The organism is Sphingomonas japonica (genome assembly GCF_006346325.1).
Taxonomy (GTDB): domain Bacteria; phylum Pseudomonadota; class Alphaproteobacteria; order Sphingomonadales; family Sphingomonadaceae; genus Sphingomonas; species Sphingomonas japonica.
Genome location: NZ_VDYR01000002.1, coordinates 121,466 through 138,368, shown reverse-complemented (window position 1 = coordinate 138,368; position 16,903 = coordinate 121,466). Strand labels below are relative to the sequence as shown.

16 protein-coding genes are annotated in these 16,903 nt (G+C 67.3%); 7 read left to right on the top strand and 9 right to left on the bottom strand.

From position 1 onward, the window contains the following. Position 1: 1 nt before the first annotated feature. From thrS to FHY50_RS12725, 3 genes are all read left to right on the top strand, one after another. Positions 2-2,002, top strand: coding sequence for a threonine--tRNA ligase (thrS, locus tag FHY50_RS12735; protein ID WP_140231301.1), 2,001 nt, complete (start codon positions 2-4; stop codon positions 2,000-2,002). Positions 2,003-2,203: 201 nt separating this feature from the next. Further along, entirely contained in the window at positions 2,204-2,740 is a 537-nt protein-coding gene (gene infC / locus FHY50_RS12730; RefSeq protein WP_140231300.1) for a translation initiation factor IF-3, read from the top strand. A gap of 40 nt (positions 2,741-2,780) precedes the next feature. Continuing rightward, complete coding sequence (locus FHY50_RS12725; protein ID WP_166745444.1) at positions 2,781-3,557, top strand: MipA/OmpV family protein; 777 nt, start codon at positions 2,781-2,783, stop codon at positions 3,555-3,557. A 15-nt stretch (positions 3,558-3,572) separates the two neighbouring features. Here the strand turns inward: FHY50_RS12725 and FHY50_RS12720 are convergent, their stop codons facing one another. Next, positions 3,573-3,956 (bottom strand): VOC family protein, encoded by a 384-nt coding sequence (locus tag FHY50_RS12720; protein ID WP_140231458.1) that lies wholly within the window; start codon positions 3,954-3,956, stop codon positions 3,573-3,575. A 57-nt stretch (positions 3,957-4,013) separates the two neighbouring features. Here FHY50_RS12720 and FHY50_RS12715 point away from each other — a divergent pair, with 57 nt between their 5' ends. Continuing rightward, positions 4,014-5,798, top strand: a complete 1,785-nt coding sequence (locus tag FHY50_RS12715; protein WP_166745443.1) for a cation:proton antiporter — start codon at positions 4,014-4,016, stop codon at positions 5,796-5,798. A gap of 8 nt (positions 5,799-5,806) precedes the next feature. Here the strand turns inward: FHY50_RS12715 and FHY50_RS12710 are convergent, their stop codons facing one another. The 3 genes from FHY50_RS12710 to hrcA form a co-directional block, all read right to left on the bottom strand. Next, the gene (locus tag FHY50_RS12710) at positions 5,807-8,557 is read right to left on the bottom strand and encodes a [protein-PII] uridylyltransferase (protein ID WP_140231298.1); all 2,751 of its coding nucleotides are present in this window, start codon (positions 8,555-8,557) and stop codon (positions 5,807-5,809) included. A gap of 63 nt (positions 8,558-8,620) precedes the next feature. Then, positions 8,621-9,178 carry a nucleotide exchange factor GrpE gene (grpE, locus tag FHY50_RS12705; RefSeq protein WP_140231297.1) on the bottom strand — a complete coding sequence of 186 codons (558 nt, stop codon included), beginning with the start codon at positions 9,176-9,178 and terminating at the stop codon, positions 8,621-8,623. Positions 9,179-9,202: 24 nt separating this feature from the next. Next, entirely contained in the window at positions 9,203-10,243 is a 1,041-nt protein-coding gene (hrcA, locus tag FHY50_RS12700) for a heat-inducible transcriptional repressor HrcA (protein ID WP_140231296.1), read from the bottom strand. Between the two features lie 94 nt (positions 10,244-10,337). Between hrcA and rph the strand changes: the two genes are divergently transcribed. Further along, entirely contained in the window at positions 10,338-11,054 is a 717-nt protein-coding gene (gene rph, locus FHY50_RS12695; protein WP_140231295.1) for a ribonuclease PH, read from the top strand. Continuing rightward, positions 11,051-11,680, top strand: a complete 630-nt coding sequence (rdgB, locus tag FHY50_RS12690; protein WP_140231294.1) for an RdgB/HAM1 family non-canonical purine NTP pyrophosphatase — start codon at positions 11,051-11,053, stop codon at positions 11,678-11,680. The genes rph and rdgB overlap by 4 nt, the downstream gene beginning before the upstream one ends. A 32-nt stretch (positions 11,681-11,712) precedes the next feature. Here the strand turns inward: rdgB and FHY50_RS12685 are convergent, their stop codons facing one another. Genes FHY50_RS12685 through rsmI form a run of 4 tightly spaced genes read right to left on the bottom strand, consistent with a single transcriptional unit; the run spans position 11,713 to position 14,531 of the window. Next, positions 11,713-12,324, bottom strand: a complete 612-nt coding sequence (locus FHY50_RS12685; RefSeq protein ID WP_140231293.1) for a DedA family protein — start codon at positions 12,322-12,324, stop codon at positions 11,713-11,715. Positions 12,325-12,345: 21 nt separating this feature from the next. Then, positions 12,346-13,299 carry a glutathione synthase gene (gene gshB / locus FHY50_RS12680; RefSeq protein ID WP_140231292.1) on the bottom strand — a complete coding sequence of 318 codons (954 nt, stop codon included), beginning with the start codon at positions 13,297-13,299 and terminating at the stop codon, positions 12,346-12,348. 45 nt (positions 13,300-13,344) lie between these two features. Then, positions 13,345-13,701 carry a YraN family protein gene (locus FHY50_RS12675; protein ID WP_140231291.1) on the bottom strand — a complete coding sequence of 119 codons (357 nt, stop codon included), beginning with the start codon at positions 13,699-13,701 and terminating at the stop codon, positions 13,345-13,347. Next, positions 13,698-14,531, bottom strand: a complete 834-nt coding sequence (gene rsmI / locus FHY50_RS12670; protein ID WP_140231290.1) for a 16S rRNA (cytidine(1402)-2'-O)-methyltransferase — start codon at positions 14,529-14,531, stop codon at positions 13,698-13,700. The genes FHY50_RS12675 and rsmI overlap by 4 nt, the downstream gene beginning before the upstream one ends. A 12-nt stretch (positions 14,532-14,543) precedes the next feature. On the opposite strand from rsmI, the gene FHY50_RS12665 reads away from it, so the two are divergent. Then, on the top strand, positions 14,544-15,746 hold the full coding sequence (locus tag FHY50_RS12665) for a penicillin-binding protein activator (RefSeq protein ID WP_140231289.1): 1,203 nt from the start codon (positions 14,544-14,546) through the stop codon (positions 15,744-15,746). Here the strand turns inward: FHY50_RS12665 and hemW are convergent. Further along, positions 15,743-16,885, bottom strand: coding sequence for a radical SAM family heme chaperone HemW (gene hemW / locus FHY50_RS12660; RefSeq protein WP_140231288.1), 1,143 nt, complete (start codon positions 16,883-16,885; stop codon positions 15,743-15,745). The two genes, FHY50_RS12665 and hemW, sit on opposite strands and share 4 nt — an antisense overlap. Positions 16,886-16,903 lie beyond the last annotated feature (18 nt).

The window sequence follows — 16,903 nt, the reverse complement described above, 5'->3', positions numbered from 1 at the left end:
CGTGTCCGCACTGTTCCGAATCACGCTGCCCGACGGCTCCGTCCGCGAGGTAGCGCCGGGAACTACGCCCGCGGACGTCGCCGCGGCGATCGGTCCCGGCCTTGCCAAGGCGGCGATCGCGGCGCGGGTCGACGGCGAAGTCCGCGACCTGACGCGCGCGTTCGACGGCGATGCACGGCTCGCGCTGATCACCGCGCGCGACGAAGCGGACGCGCTCGAGCTGGTGCGCCACGATCTCGCACACGTCATGGCCGAAGCGGTCCAGCACCTTTTCCCGGGTACGCAGATCACCTTCGGCCCAGCGACCGAAGACGGCTTCTACTACGACTTCGCGCCAAAAGACCGGCCGTTCACCGAGGACGACCTGCCCGCGATCGAGGAGGAGATGCGCCGCATCATCGCGCGCGACGAGCCGTTCCAGCGCGAGGTCTGGAGCCGCCAGCAGCTCATCGAGCGCTGGAATGCACAGGGCGAGACGTTCAAGGCGGAATGGGCCGCCGAACTTTCCGCCAAGGAGGATAGCGGCGAGGAACTGACCATCTACCGCCAGGGCGAATGGCTCGACATGTGCCGCGGGCCGCACATGCCCTCGACCGGGCGGCTCGATCCGGCAGCGTTCAAGCTGACGCGCGTGTCGGGCGCCTATTGGCGTGGCGACCAGAACAACGCGATGCTCAGCCGCATCTACGGCACCGGCTGGCTCAACAAGAAGCAGCTCGACGCGCATCTGATGCGGCTCGAGGAAGCGGCCAAGCGCGATCATCGCAAGCTCGGGCAGGAAATGGACCTGTTCCACCTCCAGGCCGAGGCGCATGGCAGCGTCTTCTGGCACCCCAATGGCTACATCATCTGGCGCGAGCTGGAGGCGTATATGCGCCGCGCGATCGATGGTGCCGGCTATCGCGAGGTCAAGACGCCGCAGCTGATGGACGCGCGCCAGTGGGAGCAGTCGGGGCATTGGGGCAAGTATCGCGAAAACATGTTCGTCATCCCCGACGAGGTTCCCAATACCGAGGACGAAGGTCCGATCGTCAGCGACGACGCCGACTGGATGGCATTGAAGCCGATGAACTGCCCGGCGCACGTCCTGATCTTTCGCCAGGGGATCAAGTCGTATCGCGACTTGCCGCTCCGCCTCTATGAAAATGGCTGCTGCCATCGCAACGAGCCGCACGGTGCGCTGCACGGTTTGATGCGCGTGCGCCAGTTCACCCAGGACGACGCCCATATCTTTTGCCGCGAGGACCAGATCGTCGAGGAAGTGCGCAATTTCTGCGCGCTCGCCGACCGCATCTACAAGGATTTCGGCTTCACCTACGCGATCAAGCTCGCGCTGCGCCCCGACAAGCGCTTCGGCAGCGAGGAGATGTGGGATCTGTCCGAGAACGAGCTGCGCGACGCCGTGGTCGCGGCGGGGCTCGCTACCGAGGAGTATGGTTGGGAAGAGCTGCCCGGCGAAGGGGCCTTTTATGCACCCAAGCTCGAATGGCATCTGACTGACGCGATCGGACGCACGTGGCAGGTCGGCACCATCCAGTCGGACCGAGTGCTGCCCGACCGCCTCGACGCCAGCTATGTCGGCGAGGATGGCGAACGCCACCGCCCGATCATGCTCCACCGCGCGATCTTTGGCAGCTACGAGCGCTTCATCGGCATCCTGATCGAGCATTTCGCCGGCAAGCTGCCGGTCTGGCTGGCGCCGGTGCAGGCGGTGGTGGCGACGATCGTGTCCGACGCCGACGGCTATGCGGGCGAAGCGGTCGACAAGCTCAAGGCCGCGGGCATCCGCGTCGAGCCCGACCTGCGCAACGAGAAGATCAACTACAAGGTGCGCGAGCACAGCCTCGCCAAGGTCCCGTATCTGCTCGTGATCGGCAAGCGCGAGGCCGAGGAGGCCACCGTCGCGATCCGCACCCTGGGCAGCCAGGGGCAGCAGGTGATGCCGCTCGACGACGCGATCGCGATGCTGACCAAGGAGGCGACGCCGCCGGATCTGTGCTAGGGCATCCGCGGACGAGACTGATACTACCGAACGCGGCACACGACACGGTCGCGCCGCTGCTGCTTCCCGATCTTTCGATCCGGCTCGACACGCTCCATTGAGCGAAAGCGCGCCGGGCGCGCTTCGCGCCTTTCAAGATGACGCATTTGCCCCTATGTTGACGTGTCAACGTTCCTAGGAGATAGCACTATACGACCCCCGATGCGGCGCCCGCAGGCGCCACCGCCGATGAACGGCCCCCGCTTCAACGAGTTCATCCAGTCGCCCAAGGTCCGCGTGATCGATCACGAGGGCGAGAATCTGGGCGTCATGTTCACGCGCGAGGCGATCGAGCAGGCTGCCGAGGTCGGGCTCGACCTGGTCGAGGTGTCGCCGAACGCCGACCCCCCCGTCGCCAAGTTCCTCGATGTCGGCAAGTTCAAATACGAGGCCCAGAAAAAGGCCAATATCGCCCGCAAGAGCCAGAAGACGCAGGAGATCAAGGAGATCAAGATGCGTCCGAACATCGACGATCATGACTATGATACGAAGATGAAGAAGGTTCACGACTTTCTGGGCGAAGGCGACAAGGTCAAGATCACGCTGCGCTTCCGCGGCCGCGAGTTGAGCCACGGCCAGCTTGGCATGGCTTTGCTCCAGCGGGTCCAGGCCGACACTGCCGAGGACGGCAAGGTTGAGGCCTATCCTCGCATGGAGGGCCGCCAGATGCTGATGGTATTGGCACCCAAACAGCAATGACCGGCGGGCGTCGGTGAACGCGCCGCATCGGAGCGCGCTGGTGCTCCCCGCCCTGGCCCTCGCGCTCCTGGTCGCCCCGGCCGCGGTGCAGGCCCAGGATACGGTGCCCGACGAACCACTGCGCTGGCGCGTCGGATTGGGTCCGCAGCTGGTACCGAGCTATCCCGGCGCATCGGGCGTTTCGCTGCGCCCGTTCATCGACGTATCACGGGCGCGCGGCGACGACGTGTTCGCGTTCGAGGCGCCCGATGAAAGTGCCGGCTTCCCGGTGTGGAACCGCGGCGGTTTCGCAGTCGGCCCGGCGATCGGCTTCGAAGGCGAACGCAGCACCGGCGAGATCGACGTCGCCGTGCCCGAGGTCGGCTTCACCGTCGAAGTCGGCGGCTTTGCCCAATATCAGTTGCTTCCGGCGCTGCGCCTGCGCGGCGAGGTCCGCAAGGGGCTTGGCGGGCATAAGGGATGGATCGCCAATATCGGCGCCGACTATATCCTGCGCGATGGCGACAAATGGCTGGTCGCGGCGGGGCCGCGGCTGACGCTCACCGATCGGCGCTATCAGCGCGCCTATTTCGGCGTCACGCCCGATGTCGCCACGGCCACCGGCGTCGCCGCCTATGATCCGGACGGCGGCGTTCAGGCGGTTGGCGCCAATATCGGCGTGCTGCGCCAGCTGACCCCGCGCTGGGGCGTCTCCGGCTATGCCAAGTATGACCGGCTCATCGCCGATGCCGGCCGCTCGCCGCTGGTGCGCGACTATGGCAGCCGCGACCAGCTTTCGGGCGGGGTGGCGCTTACCTACAGCTTTGGCGGCCGGTGATCGCACTCGCCTAGCTTATTGCGGCGGCATCTCCCACAATTCGATGGCGTTGCCTTCGGGATCGTGGATGCGCGCGAAGCGACCGGTTTCGGGTGAATCCCATTCGTCGCGCGTCTCGATCGCGATGCCACTCGCGTTCAACTGCTCGAGCATCCCGTCCAAATCGTCGACGCGCAGGTTGAGCATATAGGCCTTGTCGGCGGCGAAATAGTCGCTGTCCGCCTTGAACGGCGCGAATACCACCGGGCCGCCCTGCACCTTCCAGAACCATTCGCTGGGATCGCCGGTCCCCTCGGCATTGCAGCCCGCGCCGACGCCCAGATGCTCGCGATACCATGCCGAAAGCGCGTCGGGATCGGCTGCGCGAAAGAAAATCCCCCCGATACCCAATACCGCCATGCTAGTGCCTTTCACCATGTCGCCGAGCCACCCTACACCATCCGCCGGACTTACCGAATGATCGACTCGCTGCTCGTCAAATTCGCGCTGATCGGCATCCTTGGCATCGGCGCGCAGTGGCTGGCGTGGCGCACCGGCCGCCCGGCGATCGCGCTGATGCTGATCGCGGGTATCCTCGCCGGGCCGGTGACCGGAATCATCGTCCCCGATCGCGACCTGGGCGTTCTGCAGGAACCGATCATCAAGCTGGCGGTCGCGGTGATCCTGTTCGAAGGCGGCCTCAGCCTCAATTTCCGCGAGCTGCGCCATGCCGGATGGCCGGTGCTGCGGCTGGTCGTGCTGGGCGTGCCAATCGGCTGGGCCTTGGGCACGCTTGCCGCCTATTACGGCGCCGGGCTGTCGTGGGACGTCGCGTTGCTGCTCGGCGGAGTACTCGTCGTCACCGGCCCGACCGTGATCGGGCCGATGCTGCGCACGCTGCGCGTCCCGCGCCGGGTGTCGGACACGCTCAAATGGGAAGGGATCGTCAACGACCCGATCGGCGCGCTGCTCGCGGTCGGCATCCTCAGCTATGTCACCTATGAAGGCAGCTCGGTCGATGTCGGTGCGATCGCCGCCGAAGTCGGCGCGGCGTCGGCGCTCGCCGCGCTGATCGGGGTCGCGCTCGGCTACGCGATCACCTGGCTGTTCCCGCGCGGCTTGGTCCCTGAGTATCTCAAGGCACCGGTACTGCTGGTCACGGTGATCGCCGGCTTCGTGCTGGCCGACCTCATCAAGCATGAAACCGGCCTTATCACCGTCACGATCATGGGCGTGGTGATGGCCAACAAGCCGATCCACACCAGCCGCGCGCTACACCGTTTTAAGGAGGACCTTGCCGTCCTGCTCGTGTCGGGGGTGTTCATCATTCTGTCGGCGACGCTCGACTGGGAAACGATTAGCGCGTTCCGGATTGAATTCGTCCTGTTTCTGCTGCTCCTGCTGTTCGTGGTGCGCCCGCTGACCGTACTTTCCAGCCTGTTGTTCACCGCGATGCCGTGGCGCGAGCGGCTGTTCATCGCCTGGATCGCGCCGCGCGGCATCGTCGCGATCGCGATCCTCGGCCTGTTCGCGTTCCGCCTGACCGAAGCGGGCTTTGCCGAAGCCGGCGCGCTCGTCCCCTTGAGCTTCGCCGTGGTCGCGGTGACGATCTTCGCGCACGGCTTTTCCGCTGGCTGGGTCGCGCGGCGGCTCGGCATCGATCTCGGCAAGGGCGAAGGCGTGCTGATCGTCGGCGCCAACGACTGGACCACCGCGTTCGGCGCCTATCTCAAGCATCTCGGTTATCCAGTGACGATTGCCGACACCTCGACCTTCGCGTTGCGCGCGGCGCGGCGCGCGGACCTGACCACCTATCGCGGCGAAGTGCTCGACGAAGTCACCGCCGACGATCTTGACCTTGGCCAGTTCCAGCTGCTGCTCGCCGCCAGCGACAATGATTCCTACAACGCCCTGGTCTGCGCCGATCTCGGCCCCGAAATGGGCTATGAGAAGATGGCGCAGACCGCGCCGGCCCAGCGCGGAGGAGGGCGCGCGCCGATCCTGCTCGAAAGCGCGGCGACGGTCGACGATCTGCAGCGCCGAATCGCCGACGGCTGGGGATTCGGGCGCACCCGCCTCACCGACCAGTTCGGCTTTGCCGACTATCGCGCGCGGCTTCCCGACGGCGGCGAGCCGATCGCGGTCAAGCGCGCCGGCGGCGGGCTCGATCTCTTCACCGACGCCAACAAGCCGACGCCTGCGGAGAATGACGAGATCATCAGCTTCGTGCCGCCGCAACCCCCGAAGATCCGTTCCGAATAGCGCGCGCTTCACGCCGCCGCGGTTTCTTCCTCATCCCAGGTCGCCGCATCGAGCAGCCGCCGCTCGAGCGCCTTCATGCGCAGCGCCCCCTCGATCTTGTCGCCGATCAGGTCGGTGACGTAGAACGTATCGACCGCACGCTCGCCATAGGTCGCGACATGCGCGGAGTGGATCGTCACCTTCGACTGGAACAGCGCCTGTGCCAGGTCGAACAGCAGCGCCGGGCGATCGCGGGCATTGACCTCGATCACGCTGAAGCGATTCGACGCCTTGTTGTCAATCAGCACCGCCGGCTCGATCCGGAACGCGTCCGCGCGCAGCCGCGGGAGCGGTTTGGCGCCGAGCCGCTCGCTCAGGCGCGCGCGGTTGGCGAGCGCGTCGGCAATCCCGGTCTTCAGCCGTTCGAGCTGGCCGAAATCGTCGAACGGCCGCCCGAACGGGTCCTGAACCAGAAAGTTGTCGAGCGCCATGCCGTCGCGCGAGGTATGGATGCGCGCGTCGATGATGTTGCCGCCGGCGGCGTGGATCGCGCCGGCGATGCGATAGAAGATGCCGGGATGGTCGGCGGCGTAGATCGTCACCAGCGTCGCGCCGCGATCGGCATCGACGGCGGTCTCGATCGACAATTGCGTATCCCCGGCGCGTTCGACCAGACGGACGTTGGCGATCAGCACATCGAGCGGCTCGGCCACCCAATAGCTTTCGGGCAGCCGCTTGCGCAGACCCGCCATCTTGCGCTCCGAATAGCCCGCCGCGGCAGCGACATCGGCCTGTTTCGCCGCGACCCGCTCGGCGCGGCCTTTCTGCTTGTGGCCGAGCCGCAGCACTTCCTCGGCCGATTCGTACAGGGTGGCGAGCAGCTGCCGCTTCCACCCGTTCCACGTTCCCGGACCCACCGCACGGATATCGACGACGGTCAGCGCGAGCAGCATCATCAGCCGCTGCGGGGACTGCACCTTGTCGGCGAAATCGAGGATCGTCTTGAAGTCGGACAGGTCGCGCTTGAACGCGGTCGCCGACATCAGCAGGTGCCAGCGCACGAGCCACGCCACCGTCTCGGTCTCGGCGGGCGTGAGCCCCAGCCGTGGGCACAATCGCTCCGCCACCCGCGCACCCAGCACCGAATGATCGCCGCCGCGCCCCTTGGCGATGTCGTGGAGCAGCACCGCGACATACAGCGCGCGCTTCGAAACGATCTGGTCGAACAGCGCGGTGGCGATCGGATGCTCGTCGGCGAGTTCGCCGCGCTCGATCCGGCTCATCAGTCCAACCGCGCGGATGGTGTGCTCGTCGACGGTGTAATGATGATACATGTCGAACTGCATCTGCGCGACGACACGGCCGAAATCGGGCACGAAGCGGCCGAACACCCCGGCTTCGTTCATCCAGCGCAGCACCAGTTCGGGGCGGCGCGCGCCGCTCAATATGTCGAGGAACAAGGCGTTGGCACGGCGGTCGTCGCGAACCTCGTCGGCCAGCTTGGCATCGCGCGCCGCCGCGCGCATCGCCAGCGGATGGATTTCCAGGCCGTGCAGGTCGGCCAGCTGAAAAATCTCCACCAGCCGCACTGGATCCTCGCGAAAGAACTGGTCGTGCGGCAACGCCAGTCGCCCGCGATCCAGCACGAAGCCCTTGAGCTTGCGCGGGGACCGGCGGATGATGGGCAATCCGAACCGCCGTCCCCGCGCGGCATATTTCTCGTCGAGATGCGCCAGGAATACTCCCGACAGGTCACCGACCGTCTTGGCCTGCAGGAAATAGAATTGCATGAAGCGTTCGACCGCGGATTTTCCGGGGCGGTCGGAATAGCGCATGCGCTCGGCGATCTCGCGCTGCATGTCGAAGGTCAGCCGGTCCTCGGCGCGGTCGGCGATGGCGTGCAGGTGGCAGCGCACCGCCCACAGGAAATTGTCGGCGCGGTGAAAGCGGCGATATTCGTGCGCGCTCAACAATCCCGCATCGACCAGTTCGGCGCCGCGCTGGACGTTGTAGGCATATTTGCCAATCCAGAACAGCGTCTGAAGATCGCGCAAGCCCCCCTTGCCCTCCTTGACATTGGGTTCGACGACATAGCGGCTGTCGCCCATCTTGACGTGGCGGACATCGCGCTCGGCGAGCTTTTCGGCGATGAAGGTGCGCGCGGTATCGGCTTGCACCTCCGCCTTGAAGCGGCGCGACGCTTCCTCGTACAGTTCGGTATCGCCGCACACATAGCGCGCCTCGAGCAGCGCGGTGCGCACCGTCACGTCGCTCTTCGCCATCTTGAGCATCTCGTCGATCGACCGCGACGAATGCCCGACCTTGAGCCCCAGATCCCACAGCGAATACAGCATCGATTCGATGACCTGCTCGCTCCACCCGGTGCATTTCCACGGCGTGAGAAAGCCGATATCGACATCCGAATGCGGCGCCATCTCGCCGCGACCATAGCCGCCGACCGCGATCAGCGTCATCCGCTCGGACGCGGTCGGGTTGGTGATGGGATAGAGGCGCTGGGTCGTGAAATCCCACAGCGCGCGCAGCAACTGGTCGATCAGGAAGGCGCCGGCGCCCGCGGCTTCCAGCCCGCGCGAGGGATGCTCGGCGAGCCGCCGCGCGATCTCGTCGCGGCCCCGGGCGAGGGCGTCGGCAAGCAGCGCCGTGGCGGCATGGCGCAGCATCTGCGCATCGCGCCCCTCGAGCGCCGCCAGCGCATCGGCGAGGGCGCGCCGGTCGGCAATCGCACGGCGGTTGGGCAGGGCATCAAAGCGGGACGTCATGCCGCCCTGATAGGGCGATACCGCAACCGGGTCACCTCAATCCTCCGCCGCTTCACGGAAGGATCAGTTCGCGTCCGGCGCCTTCGCCACCCCGACCAGCGCAGGCCGCAGCAACCGGTCGCGGATCATGTAGCCCGACTGGATTTCCTGAACGACGGTTCCCGGCGCGGCGTCCGCGGTCGGCACCTCGAACATCGCCTGATGGCGGTTGGGGTCGAGCGTCTCGCCCTTGGTCTCGATCTTCGTAATGCCGTGACGACCAAAGACGCTCTCGATCTCGCGACCGGTCGCCTCGAGGCCGGTGACCAGCCCCTTGAACTTGTCGTCGCCGCGCAGGTCTTCGGGAATCGCGGCCAGCGCGCGCGTCAGATTGTCTGCCACCGAAAGAATGTCGCGCGCAAATGCGGTCGCGGCATAGGTGCGCGCGTCGGCGGCTTCCTTCTCGGCTCGGCGGCGGACATTCTGCGTCTCGGCCTGCGCATAGAGCACTGCCTGACGGGCTTCCTCCAGCTCGTTTTCCAGCTTGGCGACGCGCTCGTCGTCGAAAGCGGGGACCGCATTGGCGGTGGCCATGTCGATCGTTCCGTCTTCGGGCGCGTCAGAATTACGTTCGTCGGTCATCGAATCCCTGTGTTTGGCCAAAGTTCAAGCAAGCAGGCGCGCGATCGTCGCCGCGGTGAAGTCCACCATGGGCACGACCCGCGCATAGTTCAACCGAGTCGGCCCGATCACGCCGACCACCCCGACCACGCGGCCGTCGAGCGCGCGCACCGGCTTGGCGATGACCGACGATCCCGACAGCGCGAACAGCTTGTTCTCCGACCCGATGAAGATGCGCGCGGCATCGCCTTCGCGCGCGCTGCCCAGCAATTCGGCGATCGCCTGCTTGCCTTCGAGTTCGTCGAGCAACTGGCGGACGCGATCGAGGTCGTCGGCATCTCCGGTGTCGATCAGCCGCGCCTGGCCGCGCACGATCAGCACCGGGCGCGCGCCGCCATCCTCGCTCCAGATCGCCAGCCCGCGTTCGACCAGCGCGCGCGCAGCGGCGTCGAGTTCGGCGCGGCCGCGGGCGATCTCCTGCCCCAGCCGCAACTGGGCTTGCGCCAGCGTCAGCCCGGCCAGCGTTGCCGACAGATAATTGGCGGCTTCATTGAGCGCCGACGGACCCATCCCCGGCGGCAGCTCGACCACGCGATTCTCGACCGATCCGTCGTCGCCGACCAGCACCGCCAGCGCCTTGTCGTCGGACAGCGGCACGAATCCGAACTGCTTGAGCACCGGTTCGCGCTTGGGCACCAGCACCAGCCCGGCGCACGCCGACAGCCCCGACAAGACCGACGTCGTCGCAGCGAGCGCATCCTCGATCGGGCCGGCCTCGCCCGCGCGCGCCTCGATCGCGGCGCGCTCCTCCTGCGTCGGCTCGTGGCTCTGCATCATCCCGTCGACGAACAGCCGCAGCCCGCTTTCGGTCGGCATGCGCCCGGCGCTGGTGTGCGGCGCGGCGAGCAGGCCGTATTCCTCCAAATCCTGCATGACGTTGCGGATCGACGCCGGCGACAGGTTCAGCCCCGACAGCCGCGAGATCGTCCGCGATCCCACCGGCGCTCCCGATTCGAGATAGCTCTCGACGACGACGCGAAACACATCGCGGGCGCGGTCGGTCAGCTCGGTGATCGGCGGGGTCATGCACGCGATGTAGGAACGAGTGGATCGGTTGGCGAGGCTGGCGCTGATCGCGCGATCGCTCTAGGCACATCGCAAATCCGAGGAGACACCACCAATGCGCCCATCCGGCCGCGCCCCCGATCAGATGCGCGCGATCACGATCGAACCCAATTTCACCCGCCATGCCGAAGGATCGGTGCTGATCGGGTTCGGCGACACCCGCGTACTGGTGACCGCCAGCGTCGAGGAGCGGCTGCCGCCCTGGCTGCGCGGCAAGGGCGAGGGCTGGGTGACGGCCGAATACGGCATGCTGCCCCGCGCCACCCACACCCGCGGCAATCGCGAGGCTGCCAAGGGCAAGCAGTCGGGGCGCACGCAGGAAATCCAGCGCCTGATCGGCCGCAGCTTGCGCGCCGTCACCGATCTCAAGCTGCTCGGCGAGCGCCAGATCACGCTCGACTGCGACGTGATCCAGGCCGATGGCGGTACGCGCACCGCTTCGATCTCGGGCGCATGGGTCGCGCTGCGCATGGCGATCGACGGGCTGATCAACGATGGCAAGCTGACCGCCGACCCGATCCGGCACCAGGTCGCCGCGGTCAGTTGCGGCATCTATAACGGTACGCCGGTGCTCGACCTCGATTATCCCGAGGATTCTGCTGCCGATGCCGACGCAAATTTCGTGCTGCTCGACAATGGCACCATCGCCGAGGCGCAGGCGACGGCCGAGGGCGCCTGCTATGACGAGGAAGGCCTGTTGCGCCTGCTGCGCCTCGCGCGCATCGGCTGCACCGACATCTTCGCCGCGCAGAAACAGGCGATCGGCAAATGAGCGGAGAGGGCAAGGAGCCGCAGGCGATCCGCAAGCTCGCTCCGGGCAAGCTCGTCATCGCCAGCCATAATCCCGGCAAGGTCCGCGAGATCACCGCGCTGCTCAGCCCCTATGGCGTCGAACCGATCTCAGCCGCCGAGCTCGACCTGCCCGAACCCGAGGAAACCGGCACGACCTTCGTCGCCAATGCCGAGCTGAAAGCGATGCAGGCCGCCGATCTGTCGGGCCTTCCCGCGCTCGCCGATGACAGCGGATTGTGTGTCGAGGCACTGGGCGGCGATCCCGGCATCTTTTCGGCGCGCTGGGCCGGGGAAACCAAGGACTTCGCCGTGGCGATGCAGCGCGTCGAGGATGCCGTGCGGGCGAAGGGGCCGCTTGCCGGCCGCGACGCGCATTTCGTCTGCGCGCTGGCGCTCGCCTGGCCCGACGGCCATGTCGAATGGTTCGAGGGCCGTGTCGACGGAACGCTGGTCTGGCCACCGCGCGGGGAGCGCGGCTTCGGCTATGACGCGATATTCCTGCCCAATGGCGGCGAGCAGACGTTCGGCGAGATGGACCCCGACGCCAAGCACGCGATCAGCCATCGCGCCGACGCGTTCCGGCAACTGGTGGCGGCGGTGTTCTGACGGTCGTCCCGGCTAGGGGAGATCGAGCAGGCTCACTCCCCCTCCCGTGTCCCGGGCTTCCAGGTGAACACCCGGTACACGTACAGTATGACGATCGACCCCATCGCCACCAGCGCGAGCGGGCCGAAATAGCGGTCGAGCTCCTCGAAGCGGTTGCCCAGCCACAGTCCTGCGAGCGCCAGCATCGTGTTCCAGATCAGGCTGCCGCCGGTGGTGAACACCAGGAACTTCCACCACGGCATCTTCACCATGCCGGCGGGAAGCGAGATCATCGTGCGGAAGGTGGGCAGGAAGCGCACCCAGAATACGATCGCACCGCCGTGCTTGAGGAAGAAACTGTACATTTTCTCGACCTCGTTCCAGTCGAGCGTCAGGATGCGGCCGAACCGGTCGATGATCGGCTTGAACCGCTGATAGCCCGTCACCCTGCCGATCACGAACCACACGCAATTGCCAGCGACGGTGCCGGCGGTGCCCGCAACGATCAGCGGCACCAGCTCGAACCGCCCCTGCGCGACGGCGATCCCGCCCAGCCCCAGGATCACTTCCGAAGGGATCGGCGGAAACACGTTTTCGAGAAACATCAGAACGAAGATGCCCAGATAGCCCCAGGCCTCGATCCAATCGAGAATGAATTCGGTCATCGCCGCGCGGTAGTGCGGCGATCAGCGGGCGGCAAGCCGCACATCGATCGCGTCCCAGATCATTCCCGCGGTATCGGTGCCGTTGAACCGGTCGATCGCGACGATTCCGGTCGGCGATGTCACGTTGATCTCGGTCAGCCATTCGCCGCCGATCACGTCGATCCCGACGAAGATCAGCCCGCGCCGTTTCAGCTCCGGCCCCATCGCGGCGCAGATCTCGACTTCGCGATCCGTCAGCGTCGCCGCCTCCGCCGATCCGCCGACCGCCAGGTTCGACCGGATTTCCCCTGCCCCGGGAAGCCGGTTGATCGCGCCCGCGACCACGCCGTCGACCAGCACGATGCGCTTGTCGCCCTTCGCCACGTCGGGAAGGAACGCCTGGATCATGTGCGGCTCGCGCCATGTCAGGTTGAAGATCTCGACCAATGCCGACAGGTTCTGGCCGTCGGCATCGACCTTGAAGATCGCCTTGCCGCCATTGCCGTGCAGCGGCTTGACCACGATCGACCCATGCGCATCCAGGAACCGCCGCGCTTCCGCGAGGCTGCGAGTGATCAGCGTCGGCGGCATGAAGCGCGCATAGTCGAGCACGAACACTTTCTCGGGCGCATTGCGCACGCTGACCGGATCGTTGACCACCAGCGTCCGGTCGGCGATCCGTTCGAGCACGTGCGTCGCAGTGATGTAGCCGAGATCGAACGGCGGATCCTGCCGCATCAATACGACATCCGCGTCATCACCCAGATCGAGATTCACCGGGTCGCCACGTTCGAAATGATCGCCCTCGACGCGCTGCACCGTCACCGGATGCGCGCGTGCCCACACCCGGCCGCTTTCGTAGCTCAGATCCTCGGCGGCATAGTGGAACAATCGGTGTCCGCGCGCCTGCGCTGCCAGCATCAACGCGAACGTCGAATCACCCGCAATGTTAATCGTATCGAGCGGGTCCATCTGGACGGCAACAGTCAGCGGCATCGATTACTCCCTAGGCATCGCAGGTAGGGGCGAGCCGCGGCGATGTCACCCGATCCAGGCATTCTCGATATGCCGCGGCAGCTTGCCCGGCACCAGCAGCAGCACGTCGATGCGGATGTCTTCGCCGCCATCCGCAAAGCGCGGCGCCAGGATTTCCGCTGCCGCCGCCACCCGCGCCAGCCGCCGCCGGTCGATCGCGAAGTCGAGTTCGGCATCGCTCGACCGCGTCTTGACCTCGACGAACGCCACCAACCTGCCCTTGCGCGCCACCAGATCGACCTCCCCCGCCGCGGTGCGCACCCGCTCGGCGAGGATGCGCCAGCCCTTGAGCCGAAGATACCACGCTGCCGCCCGCTCGCCGTCACGCCCGCGCGTTTCGGCAGCGCGGCGGTCGCGAGTCACGCCTTCATCGCCATCGCGCGGGCGTACAGCACCTTGCGGTCGAGCTTGAACTTCCTGGCGACTTCGCCCGCCGCCTTGGCCGGGGAAAGCCGGGTCAGTGCCTCGGCAAGCGCGGCGTCGGCATCTTCGGCGCTGGGCGGCGTCGCTTCGCCCGGTGGGGCGACGACGATGACGATCTCGCCCTTGGGCGGCGCGTCGGCATAGCGCGCGGCGAGCGACGACAGCGTGTCGGTCACGCATTCCTCGAACTTCTTCGTAATTTCGCGCGCCACCCCGGCCTCGCGATCGCCCAGCCCGTGCGCCAGCGCGGCGAGCGTCGCCGCCAGCCGCGGCCCCGATTCGTACAGGACCAGCGTCGCGCGGATGCCTGCAAGCTCAGCGATCGCCTCGGCGCGCGCGCCTTGCTTGGGCGGCAGGAACCCGGCGAACAGGAAGCGGTCGGTGGGCAGCCCCGCCAGCGTCAGCGCCGCCACCGCCGCGCACGGGCCGGGGATCGTCACCACCGCATGCCCCGCCGCGCGCGCATCGCGGACCAGCTTGTACCCCGGATCGGAGATCAGCGGCGTGCCCGCATCCGACACCAAAGCCACCGCCTCGCTCCCCATCCGCGCCACCAGGCCGGGCCGCACGCCTTCGGCGCTGTGATCGTGATAGGGCAGCATCGGGCGCCGGATCCCGGCATGCCTCAGCAATTTGGCCGTCACGCGGCTGTCTTCGACCGCGATTACGTCCGCTTGCGCAAGCACTTGCGCGGCGCGCGGCGACAAATCACCGAGATTGCCGATCGGGGTGGCAACAATGTAGAGGCCGGGGGAGAGTTTGGCGTGCATGAGGGGACGGTCATGGCAGAGGCAGCGGTTAACCTGCAACGGGGGTTCGGCCTGAAACGGCTGATCGTGATCGGCGCGGCGCTGCTCACCAGCGCCTGCGCCACGATCGTCCCGCGCGGCGTGCCCGACGCCGATCGCCCGCCGCCACCCAGGCCCGAGACCACGCGGCCGACCCCGATCGAGCCGGGGCTGCCGCAGGACGACGCGCGCCACCGGGTCGCGCTGCTGGTGCCGATGTCGGGGTCGAACGCCGGGGTCGGTCAGTCGATCGCCAACGCGACGCAGCTCGCGCTGCTCGACACGCGCAGCGAACGCGTGCGGATCACCACCTACGACACCGCCCGCGGAGCGGCGGCAGCGGCGCAGGCCGCGCTGGCAGACGGCAACCGGCTGATCCTGGGGCCACTGCTCGCCGAGGACGTGCGCGCCGTCGCGCCGATCGCACGCCGCGCCAACGTACCGGTGCTCAGCTTCTCGAACGACAGCGCGGTCGCTGGCAACGGCGCCTTCCTGATGGGCTATTCGCCGGCACAGTCGATCGCGCGTGTCGTGGAGCATGCGCGCTCGACCGGCGTCACCCAGTTCGCCGGGCTGGTGCCTGTCGGCATGTACGGCCAGCGCGCCTCCACCGCGTATCTGCGCGCGGTCGAGGATGCCGGCGGACAGGTGGTATCGCTCCAGACCTACGACCGCAGCCGCAACTCGATCAGCGCGGCGGTCGCCAAGCTGGCGCAGACTTCGCCATACCAGGCGGTGCTCATTGCCGACGGCGCGTCGGCGGCGGGCAATGCCGTGCCGATCCTGCGCCGCTCGCCGACCGGCAAGGCGGCGCGGGTGATGGGCACCGAATTGTGGAACACCGATTCGGCGGTCGGATCGAACGCAGCGCTCAGCGGCGCCTGGTATGCCAGCGTGCCCAACAATCTCTATCGCCAGTTCGCCACCAAATACCGCACGCGCTTCGGTGCCGCGCCGTACCGTCTCGCGAGCCTTGGCTATGACGCGGTGCTGCTCACCGTGCGCATCGCGCGCGACTGGCGGATCGGCGATCGCTTCCCCGCCAGCCGCCTGACGTCGAGCGACGGCTATGCAGGGCTCGACGGCCCGTTCCGCTTCGGCCGCGACGGCGTCGCGCAGCGTGCGCTCGAGGTGCAGGAAGTGCGCGGCGGCACGACCGTGACGGTGTCGCCGGCGCCAAAGACGTTCGGGGACTAGGCGACGATCGTCCGCAGGATCGCCTCCAGCACCGGCATTCCCGTCGGCGTTACCGTCAGCCGATCGCCATCGCGCAGGATCAACCCTTCCTGCGCCAGCCGCGCCACCGCCCTCGCATCGACCAGCGCATCGGGGATCGTGCCGCCCAGCCGCGCGATCCGCGCCGTGTCGACCCCCTCTGCCAGCCGCAGCCCCATCACCAGCGCCTCGGCCGTGCGCTGCTGCGGCTCGAGCGGGTCGGACGCCTCGATCCCGTGGCCGTTGCGATCGACCGCGGCCAGCCAGTTCTCGGGCTTCTTGCGCCGCACCGTCGCCAGCCCGCCGCGCCGCCCATGCGCACCGGGCCCGATCCCGGCATAATCGCCATAGCGCCAATAGGTCAGGTTGTGGCGGCTCTGCGCCCCGGCGCGCGCATGGTTCGACACTTCGTAAGGCGGCAGCCCCGCCGCAACGGTGATCGCGCGCGTCGCTTCGAACAGGTCGGCGGCCGCATCTTCGCCCGGGATGACCAGATCGCCCCTCGCCGCCAGCGTGGCAAAGCGCGTCCCTGGTTCGATCGTCAGCTGATAGAGAGAGAGATGCTCGGTCCCGAAGCCGATCGCCCGGTCAAGCTCGGCTTCCCACGCCGCCTGTGCCTGCCCAGGGCGCGCGTAGATCAGATCGAAGCTGACCCGCGCGAAACTGGCTTGCGCGGTATCGAGCGCCGCCAGCCCCTCGCGCACCGAATGCGCCCGGCCAAGGAATGCCAGCGCCGCGTCGTCGAGCGCCTGCAGCCCCAGCGACACGCGATTGACCCCAGCAGCGGCAAGGTCGGCGAATCGCGCCGCCTCGACCGACGACGGGTTCGCCTCAAGCGTGATCTCGACGTCCGGCTCCGCCACCCAGTGCATGGTCGCCGCTTCGATCAAGGCGGCGACGGTCGCCGGCGGCATCAGTGACGGGGTGCCCCCGCCGAAAAAGATCGACCCCAGTCGCCGCCCCGGCAATTCGCGCGCCTCCTGCGCCAGATCGGCAAGCAACGCCGCGCGCCAGCGGTCCTGATCGACCTGCTCGCGGACATGGCTGTTGAAGTCGCAATAGGGGCATTTCGACACGCAGAACGGCCAGTGGATGTAGAGCGCGATCGGGGTGTCGGACATTGCGCAGCGCTTAGGCCC